General features: G+C 66.7%; 9 protein-coding genes. 7 read left to right on the forward strand and 2 right to left on the reverse strand.

Annotated elements, in window-relative coordinates:
- Window positions 1-29: 29 nt before the first annotated feature.
- Window positions 30-1001, reverse strand: a complete 972-nt coding sequence (gene trxB / locus AC5P5W_RS16795; RefSeq protein ID WP_014647087.1) for a thioredoxin-disulfide reductase — start codon at window positions 999-1001, stop codon at window positions 30-32.
- 233 nt (window positions 1002-1234) lie between these two features.
- Between trxB and AC5P5W_RS16800 the strand changes: the two genes are divergently transcribed.
- The 5 genes from AC5P5W_RS16800 to AC5P5W_RS16820 all read left to right on the forward strand — a co-directional run bounded on the left by AC5P5W_RS16800 (window position 1235) and on the right by AC5P5W_RS16820 (window position 8657).
- Window positions 1235-3595: a DNA translocase FtsK gene (locus AC5P5W_RS16800; protein WP_014647088.1), complete on the forward strand. Its 2361-nt coding sequence runs from the start codon at window positions 1235-1237 to the stop codon at window positions 3593-3595.
- Window positions 3596-3634: 39 nt separating this feature from the next.
- On the forward strand, window positions 3635-5578 hold the full coding sequence (locus AC5P5W_RS16805; RefSeq protein ID WP_197574273.1) for a DUF3857 domain-containing protein: 1944 nt from the start codon (window positions 3635-3637) through the stop codon (window positions 5576-5578).
- Between the two features lie 111 nt (window positions 5579-5689).
- Window positions 5690-6328: an outer membrane lipoprotein periplasmic chaperone LolA gene (gene lolA, locus AC5P5W_RS16810; RefSeq protein ID WP_005413289.1), complete on the forward strand. Its 639-nt coding sequence runs from the start codon at window positions 5690-5692 to the stop codon at window positions 6326-6328.
- Window positions 6329-6818: 490 nt separating this feature from the next.
- Window positions 6819-8096 (forward strand): replication-associated recombination protein A, encoded by a 1278-nt coding sequence (locus AC5P5W_RS16815; protein ID WP_014037159.1) that lies wholly within the window; start codon window positions 6819-6821, stop codon window positions 8094-8096.
- Window positions 8097-8285: 189 nt separating this feature from the next.
- Window positions 8286-8657 (forward strand): DUF805 domain-containing protein, encoded by a 372-nt coding sequence (locus tag AC5P5W_RS16820; protein ID WP_014647091.1) that lies wholly within the window; start codon window positions 8286-8288, stop codon window positions 8655-8657.
- Window positions 8658-8731: 74 nt separating this feature from the next.
- Here the strand turns inward: AC5P5W_RS16820 and AC5P5W_RS16825 are convergent, their stop codons facing one another.
- A complete protein-coding gene (locus AC5P5W_RS16825; protein WP_014647092.1) occupies window positions 8732-9106 on the reverse strand; it encodes a hypothetical protein in 375 nt (124 codons plus the stop codon).
- A 281-nt stretch (window positions 9107-9387) separates the two neighbouring features.
- On the opposite strand from AC5P5W_RS16825, the gene AC5P5W_RS16830 reads away from it, so the two are divergent.
- Together AC5P5W_RS16830 and AC5P5W_RS16835 are read left to right on the forward strand one after the other, a co-directional pair.
- On the forward strand, window positions 9388-10416 hold the full coding sequence (locus AC5P5W_RS16830) for an alpha/beta hydrolase (RefSeq protein WP_032961047.1): 1029 nt from the start codon (window positions 9388-9390) through the stop codon (window positions 10414-10416).
- Between the two features lie 122 nt (window positions 10417-10538).
- Window positions 10539-11915 (forward strand): YncE family protein, encoded by a 1377-nt coding sequence (locus AC5P5W_RS16835; protein ID WP_197574272.1) that lies wholly within the window; start codon window positions 10539-10541, stop codon window positions 11913-11915.
- Window positions 11916-11930 lie beyond the last annotated feature (15 nt).

Here is an 11930-nt window from a genome sequence, read left to right on the forward strand (position 1 = left end):
GCTCGACTCTACAGAGCATAATCAGCGCTTCAGCTGGCCTTGCCCTGCGCGTCCAGGTAGCGCTCGGCGTCCAGTGCGGCCATGCAGCCGAAGCCGGCCGAGGTGATCGCCTGGCGGTAGTGTTGATCGGCCACGTCGCCGGCGGCGAACACGCCTTCCACCGAGGTCTGGGTAGCGTTGCCGCCCAGGCCCGAACGGATTTCCAGGTAGCCGTTGTTCATCGCCAGCTGGCCGTCGAACAGGGTGGTGTTCGGGTGGTGGCCGATGGCCACGAAGAAGCCGTGGGCATCGATGTCGCGGGTGCCGCCGTCCAGGGTGGACTTCACGCGCACGCCGGTCACGCCGGCGTCGTTGCCCAGCACTTCCTCCACCTGGTGGTGCCAGACGGTCTCGATCTTGCCTTCGGCCACCTTCCTGAACAGCTTGTCCTGCATGATCTTCTCCGCCTTCAGGGTGTCGCGGCGGTGGACCAGGTAGACCTTGCGGGCGATGTTGGACAGGTACAGGGCCTCTTCCACGGCGGTGTTGCCGCCGCCGACCACGACCACGTCCTGGTCGCGGTAGAAGAAGCCGTCACAGGTGGCACAGGCGGACACGCCGCGGCCCTTGAACTCGTCTTCGGTCGGGATGCCCAGGTACTTGGCGGTGGCGCCGGTGGCGATGATCAGCGCGTCGCAGGTGTACTCGTGGCTGTCGCCGATCAGCTTGAACGGGCGCTGCGACAGGTCGGCGGTGTGGATGTGGTCGAAGATGACCTCGGTCTCGAAGCGCTCGGCGTGGGCCTGCATGCGCGCCATCAGGTCCGGGCCCATCAGGCCGTGGGCGTCACCCGGCCAGTTGTCCACCTCGGTGGTGGTCATCAGCTGGCCGCCCTGCTGCAGGCCAGTGATGACGACCGGCTTCAGGTTGGCACGGGCGGCGTAGACGGCGGCGGTCCAGCCGGCCGGTCCGGAACCGAGGATGACGAGGCGCTGGTGGCGGGAGGGCAGGCTGGTGCTCATGTAGACTCGCGAAAAGGTAGATGGGACAAGGCGCTGGCGATGTTTGCGCAGCATCCGTGGCTGGTCATAGAGTGGCGGCTGGGGCAGGGCGATTCAAGCCGATGAACAGAACGCCGTCATCCAGCGGTGGTTTCGGCCCTGTCCGGGCCCGGTCAGAAGTCGCATAACTGAAAACTGACGCCGTCTCATTTATTATCAATCACTAACAGCGCATTCCAAAGGTATGGTCTAAGGTGGCGAAGCAGGTCCCTGAACGCTCCAAGTCGGACGACAGCAAGGCGTCACGTCGCACGGCCGCGGCGGCGACGACCGACAATCCACGCCGCCAGCGCCTCTGGCGCGACCTGGGCCTGATCGCGATCGCGCCGGCCCTGCTCTATCTGGCGGCGAGTCTTTTCACCTATTCAGCGACGGATCCGGGCTGGTCGCACACCGGCAGCGTGGTCGCGCCGGTGCACAACCTCGGTGGTCGCGCGGGCGCCTGGATCGCCGACGTGCTGCTGCAGTTGTTCGGCTACATCGCCTTCCTGCTGCCGGTGGTGCTCGGTGCGCTGTCGTGGATTGCCATGTTCGGCCTCAAGCGCGAGAGCAAGGGCGAGAACGACCTGGACCCGGCGCTGCGCCTGGTCGGCCTGGTCGGTTTCCTGATTGCTGGCACCGGCTTCCTGCATGTACGCCTGTTCAGTGGCGATGTCTCCAGCGCCGGCGGCATTCTCGGCAAGCTGGTTGGCAATTCGCTCACGGTGGGCTTCGGTGCGCTGGGCGCGAACCTGTTCGTGCTGGTGCTGCTGCTGGCCTCGATCACCCTGGCCACCGGGCTGTCCTGGTTCACGGTGATGGAAAAGATCGGCCGCGGCGTGATGTCGCTGGCACCGTTGCTGGCGCGCAAGAAGGAAGAAGTCACCGAGTGGCAGCAGACCCGGGTGATGCGCGAGGAGCGCCAGGAGGTGCGCAAGGCCGATGCCGAGGTCCGCGCCAAGCGCGAGCCGGTGAAGATCGAGCCGCGCCCGGAACCGGTGATCGAGAAGAGTGACCGGGCCAAGCGCGACACGCAGATCCCGATGTTCCGTGGCGTAAACGGCGACGGCTCGGACCTGCCGCCGTTGGCCCTGCTGGACGACCCCAAGCCGCAGCCGGTGGGCTACGACAAGGAAACCCTGGACGCGCTGTCACGGCAGATCGAGTTCAAGCTGAAGGATTTCCGCATCGACGCCCAGGTGGTCGGCGCCAACCCCGGGCCGGTCATCACCCGCTTCGAGATCGAGCCCGCGCCGGGCATCAAGGTCAGCCAGATCAGTTCGCTGGACAAGGACATCGCGCGCGGCCTGTCGGTGAAGTCGGTGCGCGTGGTCGACGTGATTCCGGGCAAGTCGGTGATCGGCCTGGAAATCCCCAACGTCACCCGCGAGATGATCTACCTGTCCGAGCTGTTGCGCTCGAAGGAATACGACAAGTCGGCCAGCGTGCTGACCCTGGCGCTGGGCAAGGACATTGCCGGGCGCTCGACCGTGGCCGATCTGGCGCGCATGCCGCACCTGCTGGTGGCCGGTACCACCGGTTCGGGCAAGTCGGTGGCGGTCAACGCGATGGTGCTGAGCCTGCTGTTCAAGGCCTCGCCGAAAGACCTGCGGATGCTGATGATCGACCCGAAGATGCTCGAGCTGAGCGTCTACCAGGGCATCCCGCACCTGCTGGCGCCGGTGGTCACCGACATGAAGGAGGCTGCCAACGGCCTGCGCTGGTGCGTGGCCGAGATGGAGCGCCGCTACAAGCTGATGAGCGCGGTGGGCGTGCGCAACCTGGCCGGCTTCAACAAGAAGGTGAAGGAAGCGCAGGATGCCGGCCAGCCGCTGATGGACCCGCTGTTCAAGCCGAACCCGGAGCTGGGCGAGGCGCCGCGTCCATTGGAGACGCTGCCGTTCATCGTCATCTTCATCGACGAATTCGCCGACATGATGATGATCGTCGGCAAGAAAGTGGAAGAGCTGATCGCGCGCCTGGCACAGAAAGCGCGTGCGGCGGGCATCCACCTGATCCTGGCCACGCAGCGCCCGTCGGTGGACGTGATCACCGGCCTGATCAAGGCCAACATCCCGACCCGTATCGCGTTCCAGGTCAGCTCCAAGATCGACTCGCGCACCATCCTCGACCAGTCCGGCGCGGAGACCCTGCTGGGCCACGGCGACATGCTGTACCTGCCGCCGGGCACCGCGCTGCCCGAGCGCGTGCATGGTGCGTTCGTGTCCGATGACGAAGTGCACCGCGTGGTCGAGCACCTCAAGGCGATGGGCCCGGCCGACTATATCGACGGGGTGCTGGACGAGGTGCAGACGATGGGCGACGGCGTGGTCGTCGGTGCCACCGGCCTGCCCGAGACCAGTGCGGCCGGCGACGAGTCCGACCCGCTGTATGACGAAGCGCTGCGGGTGGTCACCGAGACCCGCCGCGCCTCGATTTCCGGCGTGCAGCGCCGGCTGAAGATCGGCTACAACCGTGCAGCGCGACTGATCGAGGCCATGGAAGCGGCCGGCGTGGTCAGCCCGCCCGAGCACAACGGCGACCGCACGGTGCTGGCACCGCCGCCGCCGAAGTAAGGCCCGACGTATCCCCCACGACGTCCAAGGAACCGACGCATGCTTCACCCCGTACCAAGCGCGCTGGCGCTGGCGCTGGCAGCCTTCCTGGCTGCCGGCCCGGCACTGGCAGAAACCGCCACCTCCGCGCCCGCCACGGCGCCGCCTTCCACCAGCGGCGATACCGAAGCCAGCAATAATTTCAGCATTGTCCGTTACCGCGCCGACTACCAGGTGCGGCCGGATGCGGGCAATGTGCAGACCGAAACCTACGAAGTCCTGCTCAAGACCAAGGCCTCGGTCGAGCAGTTCAGCCAGGTGCGGCTGAGCTACAGCGAAAAGATGGAGACGCTGGAAGTGCTCGGTGCCTACACCATCACCGCCGATGGCCAGCGGCGCGACGTGCCGGCCGATCGCATCTACACCCAGGAGAGTTACTCCAGCGCCTCGGCGGCGATGTATGCCGACCGCAAGGTGCGGGTGATCGTGTTCCCGAACCTGGCCCCGGGCACGCGCCTGTACTACCAGGTGCGCCGCACCCAGGCCACGCCGTACTTCCCGGGCTATTTCGGCCTGTGGGAGACCTTCAACGTCTTCACCGAGTACGAAGACGCCGAGGTCACCCTGACTGCGCCGGCCAACCTGCCGATGTTCGTCGACAGCCGCGGCGTGCAGGGCAGCGATCGCCCGACGGTGAAGAACGGCCAGGCGCAGTGGCGCTGGCGCTACCAGCGGCGCGAAGCCATGCCGGCACAGAACTGGTCGGCGGCGGGCTGGGAGTTCGGCCCGAACATCATGGCCAGCACCTATCGTGACTGGTCGCAGATGGGACGCGCCTACCAACTCAAGGCCGGCCCGGCGGCCGACGTGACCCCGGCGCTGCAGGCGCTGGCTGATGAAATCACCGCTGGCATCAGCGACCGGCGCGAGCAGGCCGATGCGCTGTACCGCTGGGTGGCGCAGAACATCCGCTATGTGGCGGTGTACCTGGGCAATGGCGGCCTGGAGCCGAACAGCGCGCAGAGCATCCTCGACAACCACTATGGTGACTGCAAGGACCATGTGACGATCCTTGAGGCACTGCTGGCAGCCAAGGGCATCGCCAGCTCGCCGGTGCTGATCGGTGCCGGCGGTGGCCCGACGCTGCCGAAGATTCCGGTGCTGGGCCGCTTCAACCACGCCATCACCTACATCCCGGAATTCGATCTGTACCTTGATTCGACCACCGCGTGGGCCCGCTTCGGGCAGCTGCCGGAAGGCGACCTCGGCGCACCGGTGATGCGTACCCGCGACGCCTCGTTGGCGCGCACCCCGGCCAACACGCCAGAGCGCAACGCCACCTCGATGGAGGTGCGTTTCACCTTCGACTCCAACGGCAACCTGCGCGGCGAGACCATTCCGAAGCTTGGCGAGAACGCCGAGATCGGCATGCGCGCCCAGTTCTCCCAGCTCAACGCGCAGAACCGTGCGCGCGCCGAGGAGCAGATCATGGCCGCGTCCGGTTTCGACGGGCGAGGGCAGCTGCAGATCCAGGGCGTGCCGGTCGACCTGACCCGGCCGTTCGGCTATCGCATGGCCTTCCAGGCCGAGGACTACGCCGACTTCAGCGTGGCCGGCGGCATGGCCGTGCCGGATCCGCCGGGCGGCGAGTCGGTGCGTGGCCTGTACGCCACCGCTTCTGCGCCGGCCAACGAGACGCCGTTCTACTGCAATGCCAGCCTGCGCGAGGAAACCTATCGCCTGCAGTTCCCGGCCAATGCGCCGATCATCGCCATCCCGGCCAACCAGCGTTTCACCAACGCCGCTGGCGAGTACCGCGTGGACTGGAGCCGCGAGGGGCAGGACGTGATCGTGCGCCATCGCTTGCAGCAGAACGCGGTGCGTGGCCCGGAGGCGCTGTGCCAGCCGCAGGACTACACCGCGTTCCGCGCGTTGTATCGCGAAGTGCGGCGTGGCTTCCGTGGCCAGGTGCTGTACGGCAAGCTGCCGGGCTCGGGCGGCTGAATCGCCGATGGACGTTCAGGGCGGCATAATGTCGCCCTGATCGCCCATTCATCTTTCCCCGGGCACACTGGCAACCACCTTTCCTGGCGCCCGCGCCTACAGGATTCCCGCATGAACTTCCGCTTCCGTCGTTTCCTTGCCACCACCACCCTGGCCGTGGCCTGCGCCGCCGCCGGCAGCGCCTGGGCAGGCGCCCGCGATGACCTGAAGACCTTCACCAGTGGCCTGAAGGGCCTGGATGGCCAGTTCAGCCAGCAGGTGTTCGACAGCCGCGGCAAGGTGAAGGAATCGACCAGTGGCCGCGTGGCCCTGTCGGCGCCGCGCCTGTTCCGCTGGGAATACGTGCGCCCGCACGAGCAGTTGATCGTGGCCGACGGCAAGAAGGTCTGGATGTACGAACCGGACCTGGAGCAGGCCACCGTGCGTGAGCAGGGCAAGGAAGAGCAGAACAGCCCGCTGACCGCGCTGATCAACCCGGCACTGCTGGAACAGCAGTACGACGTCAGTGAAGAGGCTGCGCAGCGCGACGGCCTGCAGTGGCTGTCGCTGTCGCCGAAGCGCGAGACCGAAGCCAGCTTCCAGTATGCCGCGCTGGGCTTCAATGCCCAGGGCCTGGCCAAGATGGAAATCACCGACGCCGTCGGCCAGCGCACCGTGATCAGCTTCAGTGGCTGGAAGCGCAACCCGGGCTTCGCGGCCGGCACCTTCAGCTTCACCCCGCCGAAGGGTACCGACGTCATCGGTAATTGACCTGTGGGCGGAGGCGCTTTGGTGGGTGTCAACCTTGGTTGACACGCTTTTGATCTGCCGGCCAGCGGCCGGCACTACCGATCCTGTGGCCTGATCTGCCGGGCAGGGTTCGGTGCTGTCTGCTCTGGCGGGTGTCAACCGGCACCGTCATGGTGGGTGTCAACCTTGGTTGACACGCTCTTGATCTGCCGGCCAGCGGCCGGCACTACCACCCGTGCGGCCTGATCGCCGGCATGGCCCGGCGCTTTCTGCTCTGGTGGGTTTCAACCGGGACCGCCTTGGTGGGTGTCAACCGTTGGTTGGCACGCTTGGGATCTGCCGGCCAGCGGCCGGCACTACCAGACATCGCGTCCCGCCGCCGGGCACGGCCCGGCGCTACCGTTGGGCGGCGCGGTACAATGACCGGGTGGCAAGACATCGTTCAACTTCCTTCCCTGGTCCCGATCTGCTGAGCGTCGATCGGGAACACCTGCGCCCGCTGGCCGAGCGCATGCGTCCGCGCACTCTCGACGAAATGGTTGGGCAGAAGCGCCTGCTGGCGCCGGACAGCGCGCTGCGTCGCGCGGTCGAGTCCGGTCGCGTGCATTCAATGATCCTGTGGGGGCCGCCAGGGTGTGGCAAGACCACGCTGGCGCTGTTGCTGGCCGAATACTCCGACGCAGAATTCCGTGCCATCTCCGCCGTGCTCTCCGGCCTGCCGGAGGTGCGCCAGGTGTTGGCCGAGGCCGCGCAGCGTTTCGCCGAAGGCCGCCGCACCGTGCTGTTCGTGGATGAGGTGCATCGCTTCAACAAGGCGCAGCAGGACGCCTTCCTGCCGCACATCGAGCGCGGCACGATCCTGTTCGTCGGTGCCACCACCGAGAATCCGTCGTTCGAGTTGAATTCCGCATTGCTGTCGCGTTGCCGCGTGCATGTCCTGGAAGGCGTTTCGCCCACCGACATCGTCGAGGCGCTGGAACGTGCGCTGGGTGATCGCGAGCGCGGACTGGGCGAGGAGGGCATCGAGGTCGCCCCCGAACTGCTTCTGGAAATCGCCACCGCTGCCGATGGTGATGTGCGCCGTGCGCTGACCCTGTTGGAAATCGCCGCGGAACTGGCGGGCGGGGAGGGAGGGCGCATCACGCCGCAGACCCTGACCCAGGTGCTGGCCGATCGCACCCGTCGCTTCGACAAGGGCGGCGAGCAGTTCTACGACCAGATCTCGGCGCTGCACAAGTCGGTACGCAGCTCCAACCCGGATGCCGCGCTGTACTGGCTGACCCGCATGCTCGATGGTGGCTGCGACCCGTCCTACCTGGCGCGCCGGTTGACCCGCATGGCCATCGAGGATATCGGCCTGGCCGATCCGCGCGCGCAGAGCATGGCGCTGGAAGCCTGGGACATCTACGAGCGGCTGGGCAGCCCGGAAGGCGAGCTGGCGTTCGCCCAGCTGGTGCTCTACCTGGCCAGCACCGCCAAGTCGAACGCCGGCTATGCCGCCTTCAACCAGGCCAAGGCCGACGTGCGCGAGAGTGGTACCGAAGAAGTGCCGCTGCACCTGCGCAATGCACCGACCAAGCTGATGAAGGAGCTCGGCTACGGCGCCGAGTACCAGTACGACCATGACGCCGAGGGTGGCATCGCGCTGGACCAGACGGGTTTCCCGGATGCGATGGGCGAACGGGTGTACTACAACCCGGTGCCGCGTGGCCTGGAAATCAAGCTGAAGGAAAAGCTGGACCGGCTGCGTGCCGAGCGCGAAGCGGCGAGGGCGGCAAAGGGTCGCTGACCCGGCTTATGTAGCGTCGAGCCGCGCTCGACTCCGCTCTGGACCGGGCCAGCAGCGCCTGCGGCAACGGCAGCCGAGCATGGGCTCGGCTCTACAGGGCCAATGGCAGCCGAGCATGGCTCGGCTCCACATTGTTCCCGGCGCCGGTCTTTGGCACACTGCGCGGCCACTTTTTCAAGGATTGATGCCGTGCAGGAAATGATTCTGCCGTTGAAGCGCTACGCCCAGTTCGAGGGGCGTGCCAACCGTCGTGAGTACTGGATGTTCCAGCTGTTCATGCTGATCGTCTCCGCCGTCCTGATGGTGCCGCTCGTTGCCGGGCTGGTGATGCAGTCCGACGTCCTGGGCATCGCGTCGATCATCCTGTTTGTCGTGTTCTGGCTGGCCACGTTCGTGCCGGTCATCGCCGTCACCGTGCGCCGCCTGCACGACTGCAACCAGTCGGGCTGGATGTACCTGCTGGCCTTCGTTCCGTTCGGCGGCCTGGTGATCTTCGTATTCGCGCTGCTGCCGGGCACGCCGCAGGAAAATGCTTATGGTCCGGTGCCTTCGGGGCCGTGACATTCCGCGAGTCGGGCATGGCTCGACTCCACAAGAGGCAAAGAAAAGAAGCCGGCATTTCGCCGGCTTCGTCTTTACTTGATGGTGCAGTCGCCGAAGGACAGGTAGTCCGTGCCGGAACTGAACTGCAGCGTGCAGCTGGCGGTGAACGTCGCGCCTTCTTCCAGTGCGCCCAGCTTGGCCGCCTGCTGTTCGTCGTCGCTGGTCAGCCGGGCCAGGACATTGCCCTGGTCGTCGCCGGCCTCGATCAGCGGCTCGCCCGCCAGGTTGCTGGAAACGCTCAGGGCTACGGCAGTGAATGTCACCGTCTGGTTGAGTTGGTCCATGCCCAGTGACGAATTGCCGGCTTCTTCAAAGGCCTGGTAGAGCGTTGGCAGGTCCTGTGCGGCATGGGCGGCCAGCGGCGCAAGCAGGCCGAGGGAGAGGGCGATCAGGGTGGTGTGCTTCAAGGGGGTCTCACAATCATGGGATCCAATCCCATGGCGGTTGTGTGCAGATGAACGCGACCCGGATGGCGGCAAGTGCCCGCCATCCATGGCTGCGCTGGAAGCGGGGCGATCCAATGCCCCGATGGGCGGCAAAATAGGGGAATTGCTGCCCCTTGCGCAACCCGGGCATGCGCGCGCGTGATACACAGCGTGACGTTTGATCGATGTGATAATCATTCGCGTTTAAGGTAGACTGCGGTCCCTTGTGAACCGGCGGCCCTGGGCCGCTTCTGCCGCCGCTGATGAAGCACTTTGTTCCGCCTTCGCGCCGTGGTCCGCTGGCCCGCGGCTTGGCCGCCTTGATGATGGGTCTGCTCCTGGTCACCCCATATGCCCATGCACAGCAGCGCAACCCGCTGCAGAAGATCGGCCGCACCGTGCTCGACGAGCCGGCGGCCAGCTATCGCTTCGAGCATTTCGTGGTGGACAGCCCGGACCAGCAGCGCCGTTGGCGGGTGAACCTGGCGATCCCGGCCAAGGCCGGCAAGGTGCCCTCTCCGGTGCTGTACGCGCTGGACGGCAACGCCGTCGCGATGGTCCTGGATCAGCCGTTGCTGGCCGAGCTGGCCGCGCGCAAGGCGCCGCCGGTGCTGGTGCTGATCGGCTACGACAACGACCTGCGCATCGATTCCAAGGCGCGCACCCGCGACTACACCGCGTGGATCGACCGCGCCGACGATGAGAGCGGTACGACCCAGGCGGTCGGCGGTGGGGCTGCCGCGTTCCTGGATGTGATCGAGCGCCGCATCAAGCCGGAAGTGGAGCGTCGCGCACGCATCGACACGCAGCAGCAAGCGCTGTGGGGCCACTCACTGGGTGGATTGTTCGTGCTCAATGCGCTGTACACGCGTCCGGCCGCCTTCCAGTCCTATCTGGCCGCCAGCCCGTCGCTGTGGTGGAGCCAGGGTGCGGCGCTGGGGGATCCGGAACAACAGTTCGTGCAGAACGTGCACGGCCAACCGGCAAGGCTCTGGCTGATGCTGGGCGGTGCCGAGCGTGTCGGTGATCGCGGCAAGCGCGACATGAACAATCCGCGCGTGGTCGCGCACCTGCGCCGCATCGGTGGCGCCACCCCGGATGCGGCGATGCAGCTGTCCGAGCGCTTGGGCAAAGTGCCGGGCCTGAGCGTGCAGTACCGCGAGTTCCCCGGCCTTGGCCACGGCCCGATGCTGCCGGCGTCCTTCCATGCGGCGCTGCATGAGCTGTACGGCGTGACCGATCGCAGCGCCGGCGATGGCGCGCCCAATGGCGGTGACAACGCCGCCGAATGAATCCCTTCGCACGCGCTGCCGTGCGACCCCACTACCCAGGCGAGGCTGCCGACGTGCAGCGGCCCAGGCAACCGATGACCCCCGCGCCACGTGGCGCGGCCTACGTGTGCAAGGAGCCTGCCATGTCGTTCCGTCCGTCTCTCCGTCTTACCTCTCTCGCTGCCGGCCTGCTGCTGGCAGTGACCGCCACCGCGCAGCCAGTGTTCGACCAGCCGGCCAACGCCACCTTCAAGGGTGAGGTCGTCTCACGCGGTGAGAACGTGGTTCCCGGCAGCACCGCCGACGTGGTCGGCCGTGGTTTCGTGCCGGGCCAGAAGGTCAGCCTGCTGCGTGGCGACAGCGTGCTCAACGCACAGCCGGTGGTGGTCGATGCCGATGGCAACTTCAAGACCCAGCTGAGCATTCCGGCCGACGCGGTGCCGGGCACCCACCCGGTGGTGGTGCGCGCCAGCCAGCCGGCTGCGGCCACGGTGCTGAAGCTGCGCGTGTCGCCGCAGTTGCCGCTGTCCGGCCAGGCGCAGTTCGCCACCCGGTCCAGCAAGCTGGTGCCGGGCCTGTACCAGTCCGCCTACAGTGCCGCCAGCAACGCAGTGTTCGTGACCTCGGCGGTGGGTCGCCCGCCGGTGACCCAGTCGCAGCTGCTGAAGCTGGACCCGACGTCGCTGAAGGTGACCAGGGCGATCACCCCGGCGCAGGTGCCGGGCAGCACCAATGGTGCGGTGTACGCGGTCTACGGCGTGGGCGTGGATGACACCAACGGCAATGTCTGGGTGACCAACACCCGCCAGAACTCGATCGCGGTCTACCGGCAGAAGGACCTGTCGCTGGTCCACCAGTTCCCGGCCGACACTGTGCCGCACGCGCGCGACGTGGTGGTCGATGGCACCCGCGGCAAGGTGTTCGCCTCGGCAACGGGCGAGGACCACCTGTCGGTGTTCGACGCCAGGACCTTCAAGGAGCTGCCGGCAGTGACGCTGGAATCCGGCGTGGACGACGGCACGTTCACCCCGATGAGCCTGGTGCTGGACGAGAAGGGCGGCAAGCTGTTCACCGTCAGCATCGGCACCCCGGAAGCGGCGGTGATCGATGTGGCCAGCGGCAAGGTCGAGAAGGTCATCGATCTGGGTAATTCGATCAGTGCCTCGGGCGTGGCCTTCGATGCGGCACGCAACCGCCTGTACGTCGCCTCGCAGGGCACCGACAACCTGCTGATCGTCGACGTGGTTGCCGGCAAGGTGCTGCATGACGTGCCGGTCGGCGCCGGTGCGCTGAACGTCGCCTTCGATGATGCCTCCGGGCTGGCCTATGTCAGCAACCGTGGCGCTGGCACGGTCACCGTAGTGAATGGTGACGGCAAGGTGGTCGCCAATCTTGATGGCGGCACGCTGCCGAACCACGTCCGCGCCGATGGCAAGGGCAACGTGTTCGCGGTGAACAAGTCGCGCGGCGCTGAGGACCCGAAGGGTGACCGCATCACCCGCATCACCCCGAAGCAGTAAGTCACACGGTGGGGC

This window comes from Stenotrophomonas sp. YJH_SMC_123, from assembly GCF_059368215.1.